Here is a 21,868-nt window from a genome sequence, read left to right as displayed (position 1 = left end):
AGCTATCACCAGGGCCGGATTATTCCGTCCAGTGGATGCCGCGCAGCACCACGCCTTCGATCGGCGCGTTCTGCCACATGCCCTCGAGCTTGGCGTTCCACACGCCGGTCTGGGCCAGTTCGAACAGATAGCCGTTGACGGCGTCTTCGGCGATGATGGTCTGGATCTGCTGAACCAGGACCTTGCGCTGTGCTTCGTCGGTCGTGGCATTGAGCGTCTCGTTCAGCGCCTGAACTTCAGGATTGTCGTAGCCGAAGTAGTAGTCGGGATTGGCATAAATGCCAATGTCGAACGGCTCCACATGGCTGATGATGGTCAGGTCGAAGTCCTTGTTGGCAAAGACATCTTCCAGCCAGGGTGCCCAATCCATATTGATCAGCTCGAGCTTGATGCCGATCTTGCTGAATTCGCTGGCAATGATCTGGCCCGACAGCCTTGCATAGGTCAGCGGCGGCAGCTTCAGCGTCGCCGAGAACCCATCCGGAAATCCGGCTTCGGCCAGCAGCGCCTTTGCCGCTTCCGGATCGTACGGGTAGGTGTTGGTCAGGTCGAGATAGTCGGGATTGTGCGGGGCGAAATGGGTGCCGATCGGCACGCCATAACCATAGGTCGCGCCCTCGATGATGTCCGTGCGGTTGATGGCATGCGCCATTGCCTTGCGGACCTCGAGCTTGTCGAACGGTGCCTTGGCATTGTTGGTGGCAAGAATGGTCTCGCCCTCGGTCGAGCCGACCAACACCTTGAACTGCGGGTTGCCTTCGAACACCGCCAAAGCCTCGGGAGCGAAATTGTTGGTGCCGTCGATATCGCCCGCCAGCAGCGCACTGGTCATGGTGGCCGTGTCGCCGATAAAGACATAGGTCGCCTTGGTCAGCGCCGGCTTTTCACCCCAATAGGGGCCGTATTGCTCGAGGATCACCCGGCTGCCGCGATCCCATTGCACGAAGGCGAAAGGCCCGGTGCCGATGGGGTCATTGGCGTTATTGTCCGCGCTTTCCGGCGCCACGATCACCGCGTCCCCGCGACCGAGATTGAAGAGGAACAGCCCATCCTGGCGCGAAAGGGCAATTTCGACCGTTTGCGGATCGATGACAGTCACGGTCTCGATCGGCGTATAGAGCGCCTTCTGGGCGTTGACGCTGTCTTCGGCCAGGAGACGGTCGAAGGTGAACTTGACGTCCTCCGCATCAAAGGCGGTGCCATCATGAAACGTCACGCCTTCCACGAGGGTGAAGCGATAGGTCAGGCCGTCGTCGGAGATGGTCCAGGCGCTGGCCAGCCCGGGCTGCACCGCGCCGGTCTCATCGATGCGCACGAGGCCTTCGAAAATGTTCTGGTAGACGACGACGTCGATCGCTTCGGCTGCCCCCGCCGTCGGGTCGAGCGCCGGTGGTTCAAGCGCCACTCCAATTCTTATCTCGGTCGACTGAGCGTAGGACATGCCGGTTGCCAGCACCAGGCCGGCCGCAGCCAGCGCGAGGGACTTCATCGATATCATTATGGTCTCCCAGAAGGTGAGGCCTGTTCGCACCTCGGGCCTAGATATAGGCAAACTGGCTTTTCAGCGCACCATTGTTGCGTATTAAACTTTTCGCCCATTGGGGCTTTGAAGGGCAAGATCATCCCCCACGCCCAAATCCCGGCATGAACCAGGCGATGCAAGGACCGATTATTGCTCGTCGCCGCTCAGGTCCACCAGATCGGCGGGGACCTTGAGGCTGAAGAGAACGCCGCTTCTGCCGGCAGGATCGACGGACAGCGAGACGGCATTGACTGCCAGCAAGGAGCGCGTCAGCGCCAGCCCCACGCTCGATCGGACCGGGGTCAGCGCCTTGCCCTGCAGGCTCTGCCCGTCGCGGAACACCACGAATCGCTCCGCCATATCCAGCGCATGGTTGGAGCTGTCGCGGACATGGATCGCGATGCCGCCATCGTCGAGCCGCTGCGCCGAAATGACCACCGCGCCGCCCGTCGGGCTCTGGTCGATGGCGCTGGCCAGCAAATTGAGCACCGCCTGGGTTAGCGAGGCCCGGTCCGCCGTGACTTTCGGCAGGCTTTCCGAAATGGCGTTTCGGAGCAGCACGCGCGCGCCATTGGCCTGGTTCTTGATGCGCAGGACGCAGTTTTCCAGGAGTTCCGTCAGGTCGAGGCTTGCCCGTTCGGGCAGATATCGTCCCTCGCGCAGCCGCGCATAATCATCCAGCTCGGTCACCAGCGCAGCGATGTCATGCCCTGCCATCGCGATGTCCTGCGCATAACTGTCGAAACGTTCCGAATCGAACGTCTCCGTCCGCAACATTTCCGCATAGCCGATTATGGTGTTGAGCGGTCGGCGCACGCCACGGCTGATTCGCGCCAGCAAGGCCGGATCGAGGTCGTTTTGGCTGGTCAGCACCTGGCGGGGCATCGCCGTTCTGGCGCGCACGAAGCCGAAATAGCCGCTGACGACACCGGCTTGTCCCTGGGTGAACAGCTGGATATCCGATTGCCCATCCGCGCTGCGCAGGCCGAGCGAGGGCCGCTCGGTTTCGGCAAAGCGCGCCGGCCGTTCGAGGAAGGACCGCAGTGACAGCGCTTCGTCCTCGCTGACATAGCTTGACAGCAATTGGCCCAGAACCGACTTACCGCCGCCGAGCAGCGCCGTCGCCACCCCATTGGCATTGCTGATCATGCCGCTGCGGTTGGCTTCGAAATATCCGTCATCCCGCAACTCGGAGAGGCCTTGGGCGAAAGCGCGCACGGCGTCCTCGTGCCCGGTTCGCACCTCGGTCGAACTCGCCGAGAGCATCAAAGCGGGACGGGCCTGCCAGGACATGGATTGCAGCCGCGCCGTGACGGGCACCAGAGTGCCGTCGCGCTGCACGATGTGGTTGACCGGCCCGGCCTCCTGGTCGGAGCCGGACCCGGGGAAGACTGCCGCAAGGCCGGCCTGGCGCAGGCTTTCGACGCTGTCATAACCCATCATCTCGGTTATGGCCCGATTGGCAAAAAGGATCTGCTGGTCGCGGAACACCAGAATGCCCAGTGGCAATCGGTTGAGCACCAGGGTTTCCCCGCCGAGGCTCACCAAGGCGCCGCTGTTTGTCGGCTGCAAATTGGCCGGCGGCGCCGGGTCCGTGACGAGGCTTTCAGCTTGCCCGCGATCGCCTACCCGGTCGTTGAGGATGCGCGACAGCTCGTCGAAATTATAGCGTGAAACGCGTTCGACGATCTCCGGATCGGGCGCAGCAATGTCCGGGGTCGTCGCAGCGACCGGCTCGGCCAGGAGGGGTTGAGCGGTCTCGCTGCTATCGGGTGCAGGAATGTCATCGCGCCGAAACCCGCGTCCGACAAGCTTGTAGAGCACACGTGGCGCGTCAACGGTCTCTTCCTCCGGCGCCGGCGTTTCCGCAGCGGCCGGGGGCGCCTGATCGTCGGCATCGGTGAGAGGCGCATAGAGCTTTTCATCTGCCGCCAGCCTGTCGACAAGCTGGCTCAGGCTCCGGAAGAGGCGCCGATCGGGTTCGGCGTTTTCGGGTGGAACGAGCGTTTCCCCTGCCGCTGCGGCTCCGTCGTCGATGGTGGGTTCAGTTTCGGCGCCGGGCTCTGCCGCGGGGAGAGCCTCGGGCAGGGCATCATCGTCCGGCGCATCGGCTTCCGTCCCGACGGCGCTGGCCTGATAAGCCGTCTCGGCGTCGGTATCCTGCCAGTTCTGCAGCTCACGGGCATAGGCGCTGTCGCCGGCGATGTCACCCCGGACGGGCTCTTCGGTGTCGTCGGTCGTCACCTCGGTGTCGTCATTGCCTGCCATCTCGGCGTCGGCCAAGCTGATCGCCTCGATTTCCGCCGCCAGTGCCTCCATTTCGGTCACGGCCGAGGGCGCGGCCGCTGGTTCCGGCACCGGCTCATCGGCGGCATCCTGAAGGGCAAGGATTTCCGGGTCTATGGGGTCGACGCCAACAATGAGCAGGGCGTTCTCGTCGTTCGCCCAGGCCAGTGGCGTCGTTGCGCATGTCGCCGACACGGGCTTTTCGCCGGCACGGAACTGGATGCGCGCAAGGCTTGTTCGCCCCGGCGATCCAAGGCGGATGATCCGGGCGATCTGTCCCTTGATCGGTATGGCTGGTTCGGCGCGCTTGAGGCCATGTTTCTTGATTTTGGCCAGGAACAGGCCGGCGGCGTCATTGGCCCAGATCAGGTGCTGGCCGTCCTGGGACCATAGCCATGCCGGTCGCGCGTCCTGAGCGTGTTGCAGAACGCGGCGCGCATTGGGCAATGTCGTCCAGAGTTCATCCATAAGGCAGCGCGTTCGACCAATATGTAGTGCGGCCATTGTCCCAGTTTGAAACGGGTGGCCTGAGTTCTTCATGTGTTCTTAAATATAGTGCCGGCCCGGCCGAATCCAGTGCAGCAGTCCCTTCGGCTCGATTCATTCTCTGCAATGGTTAAGGCCCATGTCCTAACGATTGGTCATGCACCCCCCATTTTCGAGGGAAAACGCCCTGCGGCAATCACACTGTCCACAGGGGAAAATCGGTGCTTGTCATTGCGTCAAACTCGACCTATGTTCCGCCCGTTTCCGGGAGCACGCCAGTGTCGCCCGGCTGGCTTGCCGCCTTAGCTCAGTTGGTTAGAGCGCTAGATTGTGGATCTAGAGGTCCCCCGTTCAATCCGGGGAGGCGGTACCACCAAAATCCAACATTTTTGTCGGTGACGCCCAAGGTGGAGCGGCAGCTTGCCGCCCGATCTAGAGCATTTCACCGCGTCGTTGACGCGATGAAATCACCCTAAGTCCTCGTTTTGTGGCGCTTCCCAACAGAAGAGTGGTGTCCACTTTTCCTGGTAACGCTGCAGTCTATTGTTCCTGCCGAATTGCGGCTGTCACGATGGCGCGGACCCCCGGGTGGTTGTCTTCGTAATCGAGATTTCCCTCGAGACTCTGCATCAGCACCCGCAGCATTTTGGAGCCGAATCCGGTTCCGGCCACGCCGCCATTCATGCCGGGGCCGCGATCCGCGACGATCAGGCGGAGCATGTCGCGATGCTGCTCTAGTCGGATACTCACGGGGCCTGGCCTGCCTTCATAGGCATATTTGACCGCATTGGTCAGCAGCTCGTTCGCAACCAGTCCGAGCGAAACTGCGCGCCCCGCATCGGTCAGGATCGGCGCCAAATCGAGCGCAATCGCATCCCGCCAGCCGGCCTCCAGCGATTTTGCCAATTCATCCATGAGTTCGGTGAGATATCTGGACAGGTCGATGACTTCGACGCTGTTATCCTGATAGAGGCGCCGGTGGGCAAGCGACACCGCCATCAGCCGGCTCTGCGCCTCTTCCAGTTCGGACCGTGTCTCGCCGCCTGCGGCCCGCGCCTGCATCCTGAGGAACGCCGCCACGAGGGACAGGCTGTTCTGCACCCGATGATTGACTTCCTTGAGCAGGAAACCGCGTTGCTCGAGCAAAATCTCGTTCTCGCGCACCGTAGTGGTCAGCTCATTGTTGAGCTCGCGGATGCGACTATTTTTGCGCGCTTCCAGCAGCAGGCGGACCAGCCGCGAGGCAGATTCGGTTTCGGACAGGCTCCAGTCGCGCGCGCGCCCCCTCACGCTCTCCGCCCATTCTTCAAAGGAGCTGCGCGGTGTCAGTTGGGCGCTTGGGTCGTGCGCGACATCCTTGTGCGGATTGCCGGCCCATTTGACGGTCTGGAGTTGCTCGGCCCTGAACCACAGCAAGATCGTGGGCACTTCCGTGGACATGGTGACGGCCAGAAGCCCGCTCGCCGTTTCGGTGAAGTGCGCCGCGGCCGGAAATTGCCTGGACAATTGCCTCGTGGCGTAAGGCTTGGCCAGCGCCCCCACGCGCACATGCTCGGCCATGGCGCGGATGTCGGCGTCGTCCGGACATTTCCCCGTGCAATAAAGGTCCGTGCCCTGCACGGCGGCGAAACCGTCGGCATCGAGCAGTTTTGCCAAATCGAGACCGGATTGCGAGAAAAATCGGGTCAGCGAGCTGTCCGGCCCCAGGCGTGTGAGAATGGCGTCCTCGCGACTGCGCAATTGCACCCGCTCGCGATAGAGCTCATTGTCTTCCCGCACCTTGATAAGGCGCGCCAGGCTCGTCGCCATGGACTGACAGGCGATCCGCGTATCGAGCGAAAGTTCCCGCTTTTCGTGGTGATGGCAGGCGATCAGCCCCCACAGCATGCCATCCTTGACGATCGACATGGATGCCGACGCGGCCACGCCCATGTTCTTGAGATATTGCAGATGCACCGGCGACACGCTGCGTATGGTGGAATCGCTGAGATCGAGTTCCTGCAGGGTCGAACTCGCGCTCACGATCGGAGCGGGCTGGTAATGCACGTCGGCGATCACCCGTACCCGGTTGCGCACATAGAGGGCTCGGGCCTGCCGCGGGATATCGGAGGCCGGAAAATGGTGGTGCATGAAGCTGGGCAGCCCCTCGGAGGTGCTTTCCCCTCTCACGACCCCGGCGCCTTCATCCACGAATTGATAGACCATGACGCGGCCATAGCCCGTCAGCCGCTGGAAGATCTGCGCGGCTTCGGCTGAAAGCTCGGTTAAATTGGTCGCGCGTTCAAGACGCACGTCGAGCGTGTCGAGCGTAGCGAGCAGTGCCGCATCGATCCGTGTGCCGTCGACCTTTTCGGTGAGTTCCACCACAAGGTGCGACCCGCTGGCATAGGCGATCGCATCGCGGGTGACGCCATCGAATTGCACGTCACCGAGCACCTGCATGCCGGTGCGCGGCAGGCTGGATCGGATCGCCTGCGCACTCCAGCCGATCACTTCGTCGAGCGGGCGATCGAACAATGTGCCATCGACACCCTTGGTGCCGGCATAGCCGACGATGCGCCCCGAACCCGGATCTGCCACCAGCATGATGCCGTAAGGCTGGATCGAACCTGGGATATGGATCGGCTCGAGGTCGCAGCTGGTCAGGTCAAGCGAATTGGGAGGGTTCACTTTGGACCTCGATGAAATGAGTGAGTGCGGCCGTAAAACAGGCCCGGGCGCCGCGTATGGCAAGGCTTTGGTCGATGTCGCCAAGGCTCTCGAGCATCGTCAGGAAATTCCGCCAACGCCGGGGATCAGTGACCTGGCCTGCCAGATGGCGCGCGCCATGGGTCTGGGTAAAACCAAGCAGTTCTGCCCGCCTGAAGAGAATGCGGGCGCCCAGCGCCGATCCTTCGAGGACATAGAGCAGTCCAAGCTGCTCCGCCTGCGTTTCGGCGCGCAACGCCGTCACCGGGGCGGATACGATGCCGGCCCCGAGATCCTCAAGATCGTGTGTCAGCTCTTCGAGCAGGAGCTCGGCGTTCCAAAACCCGATGGTGGATGTCGCAGGTTCGAGACATTTGCGAAATCGATAGCTGCCAACAAGGAAGGATCTGTAGCTTTGGAGATCGGAGAAGTCGCCGATCTGTGCATCGAGCCGGTCATGCTCATCCTGGGTATTGTGCCGAAGCGCGCTCCGGAGCCCAATGCCATTCAATAGTTCTGCTCCGGTTGTGCCGCTGCTTTCGGCATGATTTGCGCGCTTTTAGCATATTATCACCGGCCCACTGTTCACATTTTGGCCTGATCGGCGCGCATCTCACAGGGGATGGAGCTATCTCGCGATCCGCAGTGCGGAAATATTGCTGGCGATCTGCTGGAAGGCAGAGTCCAGTCCGCTGGCGTTGTTGGCGAGAAAGGCGTTGTTTGCCCCGCTGGCGCAATATGACAGCAAGTCCGCTGCAGCGCTGCCTTGCGCAATACCGAAGCCCACCGTGAAGATCACGATTTCTTCAGTAGCCTTCATCGCATCGCAATAGGCCCGCGCCTGGACATAGGGCGCGCCGTTGGGAGCGTTACAGGCGATTTTATCGGTGTTCTGACCACTACTTGTGCCGCCGGTCGAACTCCACGACACCACGCCGTTGCAGTGGACAGTGTTGAAGTCCCCGTCGGTCATGATGATTGCGGCCTTGAGCAGGTTTGGCTCGTCATAAGCCGCCGGCGGACCCTCGCCATTCCAGAGATATCCCAGATTGGGCGACAACATATGCCAGGCCCATGCGATGCCGAGATGTCCCGCCGTCGAGCCGTCAGTGGTGAGCGAGGCAATGGCCCCCTTGAGGGTGGTTTTGTTTGACGTCAGGGGTACGATTGGACTGGAAATGCACTTATTGCCCGACTCCGCATAGTTGCGTCCCGCCAAATTCGTCGAGAAGCGCTGGTCGCCAGTCGGGTTGACGGGCCTGTCGGTGACGCAATTTGTCAGCGGAAATGTCTGGAAGCCGCCCGCCGCGGTCGGAAACCGCAAAAAGGCACAGCCCGACGTCGCCGTTTGCCAGGTGCAGTGAAGCTTGCCGGTATTGGAGATATGGCTCAGACGTTCCGGTTCGTTTCCGCCACCGACCGAGCCTTTGAGGATCAGGGTGTCGCGGGTGGCGCTGCTCACCTCAAAGGCTTTGGCATTGGTTTGCGGGACGGGATAGTTCAGACCCGTCATACCCCCGACATCGGTGACGACGACATATTGCCCATCGGTGTAGCCGTGCCGCGTGGAGGTTACCATGACCTCGCAGTTCGCGCGTTCGCACTTGATGACATTGCCGGAACTTGCAGTACTATTCCATCCCGTCTCATTGGCGCCCACCAGACGGAAGGAATTGGTGTTCACATTGCTGATGCGGAAGGCTTTGTGGTTGATCGACGAAAAGCCGTTGAAATTCCAAACGTAGACCCAGTTGTTTTCCGAAAAACCGTGGCCGGAGAGGTCGACCACCACGCCCCCGCCGCTGGAGTCTCGCTTGGCGCTTGCGCCGGTCTTCTTGCTTCCGGAGGCCCAGCTCATCTTGCTCGCCGGAACGGGTGCCTGCTCGGGACTCCGGACCTGGACTTGGTAGGGGGAAACATTGACCGATTGCGCATAGGGCACCAGGGCCATCTTGGTGTAGTTGAGACTCTGATCGTCCTGCACCACTGCATCCACTAGGCGTGTCGCCGCCGCCTTGAGGTCGGTGATCCGCTGGCCTTTCATCGACCCTGTAATATCGAGCGCCACCGCCACTTCGATGTCGAGCGAGCCGCGAATGACTTCAGAGCTGAAGCGTGCCGCGAGTTCAGGCACCCCGACCAGGCGCACGAAATATGTTTGCGTGACAAAAGTGCCGCTGAGGAACAGCGAACCCCGCGCCGCGTCGATGAGGACTTCGTCGATGTCGGCCCGCACGTCTTCATTGCCGATGCGCTCGCGCACCAGCGCCTCTGCGCGTTCGCGGATGCTTTCTTCGTCATAGCCGGGACGGGTGATTTCGGTCTGCAGTGCCAGAGCGGCCGCATCCAGCGCCAACTGCGCGCGATTGCGGCTCTGCTCGAGGGAGACATAATCGACCACCGCACCGCCCAGCGCGATCAGCACCAGCGCCATGACGCCGAACACCATTGCAAACGCGCCGCCTTCGTCGCGGACAAAACGCGAAACGATGCGGTTCAACCTCAACATGGATTTTCAAGCCTCATTCCTGCACCGGACTTTGGTGCAGTCTCGAAGAAAATCCTTATTAAAGGACCACTACTTTTGTGTTGAGTTTTACACGTTCATAAAGGTCGGTCACATCGGCATTGGTCATTCGAATGCACCCGGAAGAAACGTTCTGGCCAATGCTCCAGGGTTCATTCGTCCCGTGGATCCGATAAAGCGTCGATCCCAGATAAAGCGCGCGTGCGCCCAGCGGGTTATTTGGTCCGCCTTCCATATGGGCCGGCAGACCCGGCTGCCGCTTGCGCATTTCCGCCGGCGGGGTCCATCCCGGCCACTCTGCCTTGCGCGTGACCTGATGAGAACCGCTCCACTCGAAGCCGTCGCGGGCCACCCCGATCCCGTACCGCAGCGCGCGCCCGTCGCCGAGCACGAAGTAAAGGAAGTGGGACCGCGTATCGACTACGATCGTGCCCGACCGCTCATTGGTGGCGTATCTGACCACCTGGCGAAGATATTGTGGATGCACCCTGGCATTCCCCTGCAGCATCAGCGCGTGGCGCGGCTTTTGCTCCGTGAGGGTAACCCCCGGGGGCGGGGCAAATCGCCAGCCCTGTTCAAAGCGCTGTTGTGCCATCGAAGGCAGGGCCATCGCGCCCGCCATGACTGTAACGATGATTGCCGTTAACCCGCTTCGAACAAGAGCGCGCATTTCAGTCCCCAAACGATCCATGCGCGGGCCATTCTGCCGACAAGGCCCCAATGAGTGGTCAACCGGGCTGGTTAACCCTCCGCTAGCGGGCAGGGTTAACGCTTCGCTTCGCATGAGCGGGCTGTTGCCCAGCGGCAACAGATAGCGCGCACTGCGACAAGCTGCCGCAGAATGATGTTGCCGATCACGCTGCCGCGATTTAGAAGGCTGGCGTCCGCATTGCCAACCAGGGAGGCGCTATATGAATAATCATCCGCATCGCCATACCTGGGTATCTCACCGTCTCGCTGTCATCTCGCGAGCCTGAGACACAGCATAGTCGGCGCATTCCGCGCCCTATGCCCGTGGACACACTCCCCCACTGAAGCCCTGAAAAAACCGGGTCGTTTTGCGTCCCGATTTTGGCTTCCTTCCTGAACTCAATCAGAGGCCGGCGGGGAATCCCTGCCGGAAACCGCAATGACGTCCAACGTGCTTGACGAGCGCAGCATCGTGCTGCGCCTTGAATTCTCCATCGCCGATGCGGTGCACCAGCGCGGACTTGTCCCCGTTCTGGCCGCAGCCTTCTCTGCATGGTTGAACCGCCCCCGGGCACCGGCCCGCGTGCCTGCCTATCTGCGGGCCGATCTGGGCCTGCCGCCGGTAGCAGAACCCGTTCTCTGGCATTCCCTGCCGACCACCACCACTGTTGTCAGTCTCCGGCGGCGGAGCCGACATTGATAGTGCATGGCGGCCGGGGTCCTCCCCGGCTGCCTTTTCCCGCGCCGCCTGTTGTCACCCAAAACCCTATAAGCTAGAGCAGGTCCCATAGAAGTGGGGGCCGGTTCCTGCCCATCGCCCTGCGTCCGCCCTTAGTCGAACCGACCGCTTTCCAGAGTTGCCAGATGACCGAAAAGACCAAGCTGATCACCGCACGCCTGCCGCGCGGCTTTGAAGACCGTACCCCCGGCGAAATCGCCGCCGTGGGGCAGATGATCGAGACGATCCGCAAGGTCTATGAGCGCTATGGCTTCGACCCCGTCGAAACCCCTCTGTTCGAATATACCGAGACGCTGGGGAAATTCCTGCCCGATACCGACCGGCCCAATGCCGGGGTCTTTTCCCTGCAGGACGACGACGAGCAGTGGATGAGCCTGCGCTACGATCTCACCGCGCCACTCGCCCGCTACTTTGCCGAGAATTTCGAAAGCCTGCCAAAGCCCTATCGGTCCTACCGCCAGGGCTATGTCTTCCGCAATGAAAAGCCCGGCCCTGGTCGTTTCCGCCAGTTCATGCAGTTCGACGCCGATAATGTCGGGGCAGGGGGGCCGGAAGCCGACGCCGAAATGTGCATGATGATGGCCGACGTCATGGATGCACTCGGGCTAGCCGGCAAATATGTCGTGCGCGTCAACAACCGCAAAGTGCTCGACGGCGTGCTCGAAGCAGCCGGCGTCAGCTCAAATGAGCAAAAACTGACCGTCCTGCGCGCCGTCGACAAGCTCGATAAATTCGGCCCCGAGGGCGTCAAGCTCCTGCTCGGTGCCGGCCGCAAGGACGAAAGTGGCGACTTCACCAAGGGCGCCGGCCTCTCCGATGCCCAGGCGGCAGTCGTGCTCGACTATGTCGAGGGCAAGCCGCCGGCCGACAATGACGGCATTGCCGAACTCAACGCCATGCAGGCACTCTTTGACGCCGCCGGCTACGGCGTCGAAAAGATCAAGATCGATCCTTCCGTGGTCCGCGGCCTTGAATATTACACCGGCCCGGTCTTCGAGATCGAACTGACCTTCAAGGTTCAGAACGAAAAGGGCCAGGACGTGGTGTTCGGCTCGGTTGGCGGCGGTGGCCGTTATGATGGCCTCGTCTCGCGTTTCCGTCGCGAGCCGGTTCCGGCCACCGGTTTTTCCATCGGCGTCTCGCGGCTCGCCAATGCCCTCAAGCTCACGGGCAATCTCGGCGCCACCGAACCGGTGGGCCCGGTTGTCGTGCTAGTCATGGACAAGGCCGAGACCGCCGGTTACCAGGCCATGGTCGCCGAGCTGCGCCGCGCCGGCATCCGCGCCGAAATGTTCCTGGGCAATACCAAGAATTTCGGCAAGCAGGTCGCCTATGCCGACAAGCGCAATGCCCCTGCCGTCATCATCGAAGGCAGCCAGGAGCGCGAGCAGGGGATCCTCCAGATCAAGGATCTGGTCGCGGGTAAGGAAGCCGCCGAGGCCATCACCGACAACGCCGAATGGAAGGCCGCTCGTCCTGGCCAGTTCGAAATCAGGCGTGAAGACCTCGTCCCTGCTATTCAGAAGCTCCTGAGCGAACAGTAAGCATGGTTGGCCTCGTTTCCATCAGCACGCACTGTGTCATCCCCGCGAAAGCGGGGACATTGTGTTTGGCGGGCGGCTCTCTGGGACACACGAAATGACCAATTCCGCCTACCGTCGCAGCCAGTTGGAAGCCCTCGTCGAAGCGCAGGGCGGGTGTCGCGCCACCCCGCCGCTCCTGCTCAATGCCAATCCCTATTTCGACCTCGCGGGTGAAGAATTCGGCCGACGACTGTTGCTCACCACGGACGCAACCGGCTCGGAATTCTGCCTGCGTCCCGATTTCACCCTGCCCATCGTCACCGACTACATTGCCGATGCGACGCGCCAGCCCGCAGCCTTTACCTATATGGGCCCGATCTTTCGCCAGCGCGAAAATGGCGCCGCCGAATTCGACCAGGCCGGCATCGAGCTCCTGGCCCAGCCCGATGGCGACATCGCGCTCGATCAGGTGCTCACCTTCGCCCGTGCGGCGCTCTCCATTTACGGCATTCCCACGCGCCTGCGTCTGGGCGGGGTAGGCCTCTTTGAAGCACTGCTGGTCCAGGCGGACATGCCCGATGCCTGGCGTCCGCGCATCCGGCACCGCTTCGGCCACACCGAAGCGCTCGAGCGTCTGCTCAATCGCCTCGAGGCCGCCCCAGATCTGCAACGCAGCGAGCAGCCCGTTCGCGACGCGCTGATCGAGGACGTCACCGCGCGCATGGTCGCCGCCGGTCTTAGTCTTTCCGAAAGCCGCACGCCCGAGGAAATCGCCGACCGCTATATCGAGCAGCAGGCGCTGGACGCCGCCCACGTGCCGGCCCAGACCCTGACGCTGCTGCGAAAATATCTTGCGATCTCCGGCGATGTGCTGGGCGCCCTGCGCCAGATCGAGGCGCTCGCCGCCGAGTATGGCCTGATGCTGGGGGCCCCCATTCGGGCCATTCGCCGTCATCTCGACAAGCTGGGCGAGGCCCGCATCGAGTTCGATGCCGCCTTCTCGCCGCGCCTTGATTATTACACCGGCATCGTCTTCGAAATGCTCGGCCGCGATGGTGCCATCCTGGCCTCGGGCGGCCAATATGATCGCCTGTTGGAACGCCTCGGCGCTCGCGCCCCTATTGCCGCCTCGGGCTGCGCACTCTGGGTGGATCGGCTGGAGGCAGAGGTTACCCCATGACTGGTCTTACCCTCGCCGTGCCGTCCAAGGGGCGGCTCGAAGAATTGACGCGCGACTGGTTCGCCCAACGCGGCTTCCCCATTTCCCGCCCCGGCGGCGCACGCTCCTATCTCGGACATGTCGAGGGCGAGCCGGACATCACGGTTCGTTTCTTCCCCGCCTCGGAAATCGCCCGCGAGCTCATTCGCGGCAATATTGATCTGGGTGTCACCGGCCGCGATCTCATCCACGAAACCAGCGAAACCGGTCCGGAGGCAGTGCATTTCGCCAGATCGCTCGATTTCGGTCATGCCGACGTTGTCATCGCTGTCCCCGAATCCTGGATCGACGTGACCCATCTGCACGACCTGGCCGATGTTGCGTCCGATTTCCGCACCCGGCATGGGCGCTGGATGCGCATCGCCACCAAATATATCACCATCACGCGCCAGCATTTCTCCCGCGCCGGCATTGCAGAATACCGGATCGTGGAAAGCCTCGGCGCCACCGAGGCTGCGCCCGCCTCAGGCGTGGCCGATATCGTCGTCGACATCACCTCCACCGGCTCGACCCTGGTCGCCAATGGGCTGCGCGTGCTCGAAGATGGCGTCATGCTGAAGAGCGAGGCCAATCTTATCGTCTCGCGCACGGCGCCTTGGCCCGACGAGAAAAAAGCGCTGCTCGACGATCTGCTGTCCCGCATTGGCGCCAACGGCCTCTAGCCAGGCCAGGGGCAGGGAGCGACCTTAAGCCCCTGTCCCCGCCGCGCCGCTGATGCTAAGAGCCCGGGCATTGTTCCCTGGTTCTTCCCTTATGCTCGATCCCCTTATTCTTCTGGCGCTGGCTGGCGTCGGGTTTCTCGCTGGTTTTGTGGACGCTGTGGCGGGCGGGGGCGGGATGCTCTCGGTTCCGGCTCTGCTCTCCGTTGGTCTGCCCCCTGTTGCGGCGTTGGCCACCAACAAGATGCAGTCGGTCATCGGCACCGCCATGGCTGTAACCACCTATTGGCGCCGGGGCTATGTCGAGCTGAAAACCTTGCTTCCGGGCCTGCTGCTGGCTTTTGCCGGCAGCGCCATCGGCGCGCTGATCGTGTCGCGGGTGGACACCTCTCTCCTTAATCTCGCCGTGCCGATCGCCCTCATCGCCATCGCGCTCTATTTTCTGTTTGCTCCCAAGATCTCCGACGCCGATCGCGCCGCGCGGCTCCCCTTTGACAAATTCGTACCCCTCATGGCCTTCGTCATCGGCTTTTACGACGGTATCTTTGGCCCGGGTACGGGGAGCTTCTTTTCGATCGGGTTCGTGCTGCTGTTCGGTTTGGGGCTGACCCGGGCCACTGGCAACACCAAGGCGCTCAATCTCATGTCCAATTCGGCGGCGCTGGTGGTTTTCATTCCCATGGGGCACGTCGTCTGGCCGGTCGCCCTGGTCATGGCAATTGGCCAGATCGCCGGTGGCTATATCGGCGCGCGCACGGGCATACGCTACGGGGCGAAGGTCATCCGCCCGCTTATCGTGGTCGTGTCTATCGCCATGGCGGTAAAACTTCTGCTCTGGCCCTGACGGACCAGCGCCGAAACTATTCCTTGTCGAGCCCGGCCGCGACGCGCAGCGCGGCGTTGATCCGCTCCTGCCAGCCAGCGCCATCGTCCTGAAAGTGCTCGAGAACCGCGCGGTCGAGCCGCAGCGATACCAGTTCCTTGCCTTCGGGCTTTGCTGTAGCCGCCAGCTTTGCCGGTTCGGCTGCGGTGGGCCGGGTCGTGGCGCTTTTGAAGGCGGCCTCGGCTTGTTCGTAGGCACTGCCGCGTCGTGGCGTTCGCATCGGTCACTCATGTTTTGTGTGTCGCCAGCTTAACGCCGGAATGTGGATGAAAAAAGCCCCGGTGTTTCCACCGGGGCTTTTCCAACGAGGTTCGTGACTGGGAAGAAACAAACCGCGAAGTCATTTTAGTTCTTTCAGGCTGCAAGGCAGCCCGGCAGTCGTCTGTCGCGCCCGCGCGGGGCCAGCAATCGGTCCAGCGCGGTTTCGCGCGTCGGGCCAATTGCGATGCGGCCCGTGAGCGAGGGGAGGATCTAATTCGCTTTCGCGAATTAGAAGTCCATGCCGCCCATGCCGCCCATGCCGCCGCCGCCCGGCATTGCCGGTGCTGCGTCCTTGGGGGCGTCGACGATGGTTGCTTCGGTGGTGATCATCAGCGATGCAACCGAGGCAGCGTCTTCGAGAGCGGTGCGCACGACCTTGACCGGGTCGATGACGCCGAGAGCGACGAGGTCGCCATACTCGCCCGTTGCGGCGTTGTAGCCGAACGAAGCAGCAGCGTTCTCGAGGATCTTGCCAACGACGACCGAACCTTCAGCGCCGGCATTGTTGGCGATGCAACGGACCGGCTCCTGCAGGGCGCGGCGAACGATCGAGATACCAGCTTCCTGGTCGGCGTTCGCACCCTTGACGGTGATCGCAGCAGCGGCGCGGAGCAGGGCAACGCCACCACCCGGCACGATGCCTTCTTCAACAGCAGCGCGGGTTGCGTTCAGGGCGTCGTCGACGCGGTCCTTGCGCTCCTTGACTTCCACTTCGGTCGAACCGCCGACGCGGATCACCGCAACGCCGCCAGCGAGCTTAGCAAGACGTTCCTGCAGCTTCTCGCGGTCGTAGTCCGAGGTGGTTTCCTCGATCTGCGCCTTGATCTGGCCAACGCGACCCTGGATGTCGTCGGCCGTACCGGCGCCGTCGACGATGGTCGTGTTTTCCTTGGTGATTTCAACGCGCTTGGCAGTGCCGAGCATGTCGATGGTCACGTTCTCGAGCTTGATGCCGAGATCTTCCGAGATCACCTGGCCACCGGTCAGGATGGCGATGTCCTCGAGCATTGCCTTGCGGCGATCGCCGAAGCCCGGAGCCTTGACGGCAGCAACCTTGAGGCCGCCACGCAGACGGTTGACGACGAGGGTCGCGAGAGCCTCACCTTCAATGTCTTCGGCAATGATCAGCAGCGGACGCTGGGACTGAACGACGCTTTCGAGGATCGGCAGGATAGCCTGCAGGTTCGAGAGCTTCTTTTCGTGCAGCAGGATCACCGGGTCCTCGAGGACGGCGGTCATCTTTTCTGCATTGGTCACGAAGTAGGGCGACAGGTAGCCGCGGTCGAACTGCATGCCTTCAACGACATCGAGTTCGGTCTCGGCGGTCTTGGCTTCCTCGACGGTGATGACACCCTCGTTGCCGACCTTCTGCATGGCCTCGGAGATCATCTCGCCGATGGCGGTTTCGCCGTTGGCGGAGATCGTGCCAACCTGGGAGATTTCCGAGGTGGAGGTGATCTTCTTGGCAGAAGCCTTCAGCGAAGCAACGACTTCGGCAACAGCCAGGTCGATACCGCGCTTGAGGTCCATCGGGTTGAAGCCGGCGGCAACAGCCTTGACGCCTTCAACCACGATTGCCTGACCGAGAACGGTCGCGGTGGTGGTGCCGTCACCGGCAATGTCGTTGGTCTTGGAAGCGACCGAACGCAGCAGCTGCGCGCCGAGGTTCTCGAACTTGTCTTCGAGTTCGATTTCCTTGGCGACCGACACGCCGTCCTTGGTGATGCGCGGTGCGCCGAAGGACTTTTCGATGACGACGTTACGACCCTTCGGGCCGAGCGTGACCTTCACCGCATTGGCGAGGATATTGACGCCGCGCAGCATTTTTTCGCGGGCGTCGGTGGAGAACTTGACTTCCTTGGCGGCCATTTATGGCTCCTTGAGAATTCGGGTTGGTGGGAGGGACGTCAGCGGCGGAGAGGCAATTAAGCCTCGATCACGCCCATGATGTCGCTTTCCTTCATGATGATCAGGTCTTCGCCGTTCAGCTTGACCTCGGTGCCGCTCCACTTGCCGAAGAGCACGCGATCGCCGGCCTTCACGTCGAGGGCATTGATCTTGCCGTTCTCGTCACGGGCGCCGGGGCCAACCGAAACGATAATGCCCTCGGAGGGCTTTTCCTTGGCGGTGTCGGGAATGATGATCCCGCCTTTGGTCTTTTCTTCACTGTCAACGCGACGGACGACCACGCGGTCGTGCAGGGGACGGAAGCCCATGATTTTGTTCCTCTTGGCATCATTTCTGAAGCAATTTCGGGCCTGTTAGCACTCGCACTGAAGGAGTGCTAACAAGCTACAGGGATATAGGGAGCGCGCGGTCAGAGAGTCAAGGCTCAGTGAACGGAGATTTTTCTCGTGCGTTAATGGCTATGGACCCAACCCAGCAACAGGAGGCGCCCTTGTCCGCAGATGCCACGCCCAACCCAGTTATCTCGCCAATATCCGGCCGCGTGCATGTCTACTTCGACGACGCCGAGATTGCCAGCACACTCAAGGCAATGCGCCTCGAAGAGCCTGGTCTTGCGCCACAGATCTACATCCCGCTCGATGCCGTGCATCCCGGTATTCTGGAAGCCTCGGACACGAAGAGCCAGGCCCCTGGCAAGGGCGAGGCCCATTATTACACCATCAAGCTCCTCACCGCCGATGGTCCGGACAGGGTTTGGTACTATCCCTACGCCGATGGTGCTTATAGCGATATTCGCGACCTTCTCACCTTTGGTGGCGAGCGTATCGAGATCCGCGTTTCCGACGTTTAGCCCCCTTTGGCGCTCTCAAGTGGTGCGCGTGCGCGCCCTGGTAAACGCCAAATACCCCCTTCCTTCCGCACGGCGAGTGCTGCATAAGGCTGCTCATGAGCGAACAATCCAATCTTCAGATCAAATTGCGCCGCACTGGCGGCATGGGGTCCAACGCCAACTGGCATTGGGAAGTGCTTGATGCAGACGGCAAGACCCTCAAGACGGGCAGTGCCGTCGGTCCCGAGCACAAGGCTTTTGCCACGGCTCGCATTGCCAAGGAAAAGCTGGAGCAGGCCCAGGGCAAGTAAGCCCTGAGAAGGACTACAATTGGCGGCCCCCTCCATACACGTCGACACTCGCCCTGCAGCGGCTTCAGATCCGGTGCGGGGGATTGTTCTAAAGATCACGTCGGTGTGCTGCTTTGTCGTCATGGCGACCATGCTCAAGGCCACCCAGACCATTCCGCCCGGCGAAATGGTCTTTTTTCGCGCCTTCTTCGCCATGGTGCCGGTCCTTGCCTATCTCGCCTGGAAGCGTCGACTGTCCCATGCCTTCGCCACCCGGCGTCCCCTGGGCCACATCGTGCGCGGACTTGTCGGCGTAGCTTCCATGGGGCTGGGCTTTTTCGCCCTCACACGCTTGCCCCTGCCTGAAGCGACGGCGATCACCTATGCCACGCCACTTCTCATCGTCATCTTCTCCGCTGTCCTGCTCAATGAGCGGGTCCATATTTTCCGCTGGACCGCCGTCATCTTCGGTCTTGTGGGCGTTGTCATTATCCTCTGGCCCCGCCTGACCGTCTTCAGCGGCGGCGAGGTTCTTGGTGATGCCGAGGCCGTGGGCGCCATCGGCGCGCTGATGGCGGCCATTCTCTCGGCCTTCGCAGTCCTGCAGGTGCGAAATCTCGTCCAGACCGAGCGCACCGAAACAATCGTCACCTATTTCTTTCTCAGCGCCAGCTTCCTCGCCCTGTTGACCCTGCCGTTCGGCTGGGTCATGCCGACGCCCGAGCAGGCAGCGCTGCTCATCGGCGCAGGCTTTATCGGCGGCGTCGGCCAGCTCCTCATGACCTCGTGCTATCGCTATGCCGACATGTCGGTCATCGCGCCCTTCGAATATGTCTCGCTGATCCTGACCATCATCATCGGCTTCCTGATCTTCTCTGACATTCCCACGGTCACCATGCTGGTCGGCTCGCTGATCATCGTCGGCTCCGGCATTGCCGTCATCCTGCGCGAGCGCCGGCTGGGCCTCGACCGCACCCGCGCCCGCGAGGCCAATACGCCCTGACGATCAGGCCGGGCCGCTGGTGGACCGTTCATCCACCGGTTTGCGCGCCCGGATATGCAGGAAAATCGGGGCCACCCGCGTGTCGGCAACCACGGGCTCTGCCGCCGCCTGTTCGGGGCTTGCCATGGGTTCGCCGAACGCCTCGATGGTTAGCCCGGCGCCCACGATCATGCTCACCCAGCTCGACAAGGTGCGGTGAAAGCGCGGTACGGTAAAGGGTTTTTGGCCCTGCCGTTCCGCTTCGGGGATGGAAGAAAACAGCCAGCTTTCCACTTCGCCATCGGTCTCGCGAAAATAGTCGGCGATTTCCACGGCTACGGGTTCGCCTTGGGCGTCCCGTATATTGCGACGCTTTGGCGGCACGAAGCATGGGTGGAGAATGGAGAACTGCAGAAAGCCACCCGGCTTGAGCACGCGCCGTACTTCAGCCAGCACCGCCGCCTGGTCGCTCATATCCATCATCGACATGAAGGCGGTCACAAAGTGGAACCGACCATCTTCAAAGCCGAGACCAAGGCCATCGCCGAGCACATAATCAATACCGCGCGGGTCCTCGGCTTCGGTTTCCCGGGCGTGCCTGAGAAAGGTTGGCGCGATGTCGAGGCCTGTCATTTTAGCGCCCAATTCGGCGACCGCCCGCGTATTGGTTCCTTCGCCACATCCCAGGTCGAGCCCGTTGAGCCCCGCCACGGGCGGCAGCATGGCGAGAAAAGCGGGTGTATTCAGCGCATCGCGATAGCGGTCATAACCGGCGCGGGAGTATTTCGTCCACGCGTCCGCATTCCCCTCCCAGTGGGCGGCGACCGTTTTGGCGTCCATCTCTCGTCCTCCTCTCGTTTCGGGGAGGCGCTTATAGGAGAAGAGGGGCGCTGTGCAAAGCGCGCGCGGCCTCCTAGCTGGCCGCAGACATCTCCGCCCAGCTCTGGCGCTTGCGATAGATCGTCGACGGGCTGATTTCCAGCGCCGCTGCTGCCAGCGAAATATTGCCCCCGAAGGCGGCAATGGCGTCCTCGATGATGCGCTGCTCCTGCTGCCACATCGGCAAGATGGTCCGGCGGGTCTCGGCGCGGCTGGCTGCTGCTGCGATCGGCGCAAAGGTCTGCGACTCGATATCGGCGGCGTCCAGCATGGCATTGTCCACCTCGCCGCCATCGAACATCACGACGATGCGGCGGATCAGGTTCTGCAATTGGCGCACATTGCCGGGCCAGTCGGCGGCCGTCAGCTGCTGCGCCGCACCGGTTGAAAAGCCACCGAAGCTCTTGTGCTCCTCGCGCGAATAGCTGGTGAGGAAATGGCGGGCCAGCACCATGATATCGGTTGGGCGCTGGCGCAGCGGGGGCAGGTGAATGGGCAGGACGTGCAGCCGGTAGAACAGATCTTCGCGGAATTTGCGCTCCGTGATCATCTGCAACGGATTGCGGTTGGTCGCGCAGACCACCCGCACGTCGACCTTGCGCAGGGTTGATTCGCCAACGCGCGAAATCGTCCCGGTCTGCAGAAAGCGCAGGAGTTTGGACTGCAGCGACAGATCCATTTCCCCGATCTCGTCGAGGAACAGCGTGCCGCCATCGGCCAGCTCGGCCGCACCCTTGCGGTCTTCATGGGCTCCGGTAAAGGCGCCGCGCACCACGCCGAACAATTCGCTTTCCATCAGATCGCGCGGAATGGCGGCGCAATTGATCGCTACGAAACGCTTGCCGACGCGTGGCCCTTTTTCGTGCAGGGCCTCGGCGCACACATCCTTGCCCGTGCCGCTTTCGCCGGTGATGAAGACCGGGGCAGACGAGGTCGCCACGCGCCCGATCTGTTCGTAGATGAACTGCATCGCGCTCGAGGCGCCGACAAAGCCGGCATAGTCGGGCATGGCCAGCGGCTGGGCGGTGTCGAAGCCGAGCGAGCGTGGCCGTCCATGGCGCTGCGCCAGCTCGCCGATGCGGCTGGCAAGGGCCGGACCGGCCACCGGCTTGGCCACATAATCATGGGCGCCTACGCGCATCGCGCCAAGCGCGGCGCTGACCGATGCGCCATCGGCCATGGCGAGGACCAGGGCGCCTTCGGCAAGCCGAACCAGCCTTCCCATGGCATCTTCATCGCTCTCGCCAAGATCGGCGAGGCTGGGCATGTCGGCGAGAATGATATCGAACCGGGTGCGGCGCAAATGCTCCACGGCTTCACGGCCGTCGGCAGCCAGCACCACCTGGGGTGGCACCAGCAGGGCCTGGCAGAGCGATTCGCCTGTGCGTCGGGCCATTTCGGCGTCGCGGTCGATCAGCAGAAGCTGCCCGCACAACGCATGTTCCTGGCCGTTTTGCATCGCCATTATCAAGGATTCCCGGTCTATCGCCCCAGGCG

At 62.2% G+C, this 21,868-nt stretch carries 19 protein-coding genes and 1 tRNA gene; 10 read left to right on the top strand and 10 right to left on the bottom strand.

Annotated features, from left to right (window positions below; genetic code table 11):
• Positions 1 to 19: 19 nt before the first annotated feature.
• Positions 20 to 1,498, bottom strand: a complete 1,479-nt coding sequence (locus tag N0P34_RS16705; protein ID WP_275604352.1) for an ABC transporter substrate-binding protein — start codon at positions 1,496 to 1,498, stop codon at positions 20 to 22.
• Positions 1,499 to 1,669: 171 nt separating this feature from the next.
• Complete coding sequence (locus N0P34_RS16700; protein ID WP_275604351.1) at positions 1,670 to 4,276, bottom strand: HAMP domain-containing sensor histidine kinase; 2,607 nt, start codon at positions 4,274 to 4,276, stop codon at positions 1,670 to 1,672.
• A 314-nt stretch (positions 4,277 to 4,590) separates the two neighbouring features.
• On the opposite strand from N0P34_RS16700, the gene N0P34_RS16695 reads away from it, so the two are divergent.
• Positions 4,591 to 4,667, top strand: a tRNA-His gene (locus N0P34_RS16695).
• 167 nt (positions 4,668 to 4,834) lie between these two features.
• Here the strand turns inward: N0P34_RS16695 and N0P34_RS16690 are convergent.
• Positions 4,835 to 6,964: a histidine kinase dimerization/phosphoacceptor domain -containing protein gene (locus N0P34_RS16690; protein ID WP_275604350.1), complete on the bottom strand. Its 2,130-nt coding sequence runs from the start codon at positions 6,962 to 6,964 to the stop codon at positions 4,835 to 4,837.
• A 1-nt stretch (position 6,965) separates the two neighbouring features.
• On the opposite strand from N0P34_RS16690, the gene N0P34_RS16685 reads away from it, so the two are divergent.
• A complete protein-coding gene (locus N0P34_RS16685; protein WP_275604349.1) occupies positions 6,966 to 7,496 on the top strand; it encodes a hypothetical protein in 531 nt (176 codons plus the stop codon).
• Between the two features lie 114 nt (positions 7,497 to 7,610).
• On the opposite strand, the gene N0P34_RS16680 is transcribed toward N0P34_RS16685, so the two are convergent.
• Positions 7,611 to 9,482, bottom strand: coding sequence for a pilus assembly protein TadG-related protein (locus N0P34_RS16680; protein WP_275604348.1), 1,872 nt, complete (start codon positions 9,480 to 9,482; stop codon positions 7,611 to 7,613).
• 67 nt (positions 9,483 to 9,549) lie between these two features.
• Positions 9,550 to 10,179 (bottom strand): L,D-transpeptidase, encoded by a 630-nt coding sequence (locus N0P34_RS16675; protein ID WP_275604347.1) that lies wholly within the window; start codon positions 10,177 to 10,179, stop codon positions 9,550 to 9,552.
• Positions 10,180 to 10,638: 459 nt separating this feature from the next.
• Here N0P34_RS16675 and N0P34_RS16670 point away from each other — a divergent pair, with 459 nt between their 5' ends.
• From N0P34_RS16670 to N0P34_RS16650, 5 genes are all read left to right on the top strand, one after another.
• Positions 10,639 to 10,899, top strand: coding sequence for a hypothetical protein (locus tag N0P34_RS16670; protein WP_275604346.1), 261 nt, complete (start codon positions 10,639 to 10,641; stop codon positions 10,897 to 10,899).
• 164 nt (positions 10,900 to 11,063) lie between these two features.
• Entirely contained in the window at positions 11,064 to 12,482 is a 1,419-nt protein-coding gene (gene hisS / locus N0P34_RS16665; protein WP_275604345.1) for a histidine--tRNA ligase, read from the top strand.
• 94 nt (positions 12,483 to 12,576) lie between these two features.
• Positions 12,577 to 13,641: an ATP phosphoribosyltransferase regulatory subunit gene (locus N0P34_RS16660; protein ID WP_275604344.1), complete on the top strand. Its 1,065-nt coding sequence runs from the start codon at positions 12,577 to 12,579 to the stop codon at positions 13,639 to 13,641.
• The gene (gene hisG / locus N0P34_RS16655) at positions 13,638 to 14,342 is read left to right on the top strand and encodes an ATP phosphoribosyltransferase (protein WP_275604343.1); all 705 of its coding nucleotides are present in this window, start codon (positions 13,638 to 13,640) and stop codon (positions 14,340 to 14,342) included. The genes N0P34_RS16660 and hisG overlap by 4 nt, the downstream gene beginning before the upstream one ends.
• 91 nt (positions 14,343 to 14,433) lie before the next feature.
• The gene (locus N0P34_RS16650; RefSeq protein ID WP_275604342.1) at positions 14,434 to 15,183 is read left to right on the top strand and encodes a TSUP family transporter; all 750 of its coding nucleotides are present in this window, start codon (positions 14,434 to 14,436) and stop codon (positions 15,181 to 15,183) included.
• 16 nt (positions 15,184 to 15,199) lie between these two features.
• Here the strand turns inward: N0P34_RS16650 and N0P34_RS16645 are convergent, their stop codons facing one another.
• From N0P34_RS16645 to N0P34_RS16635, 3 genes are all read right to left on the bottom strand, one after another.
• Positions 15,200 to 15,442, bottom strand: a complete 243-nt coding sequence (locus N0P34_RS16645; protein WP_275604341.1) for a BrnA antitoxin family protein — start codon at positions 15,440 to 15,442, stop codon at positions 15,200 to 15,202.
• A gap of 269 nt (positions 15,443 to 15,711) precedes the next feature.
• Positions 15,712 to 17,352, bottom strand: a complete 1,641-nt coding sequence (groL, locus tag N0P34_RS16640) for a chaperonin GroEL (protein ID WP_275604340.1) — start codon at positions 17,350 to 17,352, stop codon at positions 15,712 to 15,714.
• A 56-nt stretch (positions 17,353 to 17,408) separates the two neighbouring features.
• Positions 17,409 to 17,699 (bottom strand): co-chaperone GroES, encoded by a 291-nt coding sequence (locus N0P34_RS16635; RefSeq protein WP_275604339.1) that lies wholly within the window; start codon positions 17,697 to 17,699, stop codon positions 17,409 to 17,411.
• Between the two features lie 182 nt (positions 17,700 to 17,881).
• Here N0P34_RS16635 and N0P34_RS16630 point away from each other — a divergent pair, with 182 nt between their 5' ends.
• The 3 genes from N0P34_RS16630 (at position 17,882) to N0P34_RS16620 (ending at position 19,513) form a co-directional block, all read left to right on the top strand.
• Entirely contained in the window at positions 17,882 to 18,241 is a 360-nt protein-coding gene (locus N0P34_RS16630; protein WP_275604338.1) for a DUF427 domain-containing protein, read from the top strand.
• Between the two features lie 95 nt (positions 18,242 to 18,336).
• Complete coding sequence (locus N0P34_RS16625) at positions 18,337 to 18,531, top strand: hypothetical protein (RefSeq protein WP_275604337.1); 195 nt, start codon at positions 18,337 to 18,339, stop codon at positions 18,529 to 18,531.
• Positions 18,532 to 18,604: 73 nt separating this feature from the next.
• Entirely contained in the window at positions 18,605 to 19,513 is a 909-nt protein-coding gene (locus N0P34_RS16620) for a DMT family transporter (protein ID WP_275604336.1), read from the top strand.
• Between the two features lie 3 nt (positions 19,514 to 19,516).
• Here N0P34_RS16620 and N0P34_RS16615 read toward each other — a convergent pair whose 3' ends face one another.
• Complete coding sequence (locus tag N0P34_RS16615) at positions 19,517 to 20,332, bottom strand: class I SAM-dependent methyltransferase (protein WP_275604335.1); 816 nt, start codon at positions 20,330 to 20,332, stop codon at positions 19,517 to 19,519.
• A gap of 73 nt (positions 20,333 to 20,405) precedes the next feature.
• On the bottom strand, positions 20,406 to 21,836 hold the full coding sequence (locus N0P34_RS16610; protein WP_275604334.1) for a sigma-54 dependent transcriptional regulator: 1,431 nt from the start codon (positions 21,834 to 21,836) through the stop codon (positions 20,406 to 20,408).
• Positions 21,837 to 21,868 lie beyond the last annotated feature (32 nt).

This window comes from Devosia sp. FJ2-5-3 (genome assembly GCF_029201545.1).
In the GTDB taxonomy this organism is placed as follows: domain Bacteria; phylum Pseudomonadota; class Alphaproteobacteria; order Rhizobiales; family Devosiaceae; genus Devosia.
The sequence above is the reverse complement of the archived record's forward strand: the minus strand, read 5'-3'. Positions and strand labels throughout refer to the sequence as shown.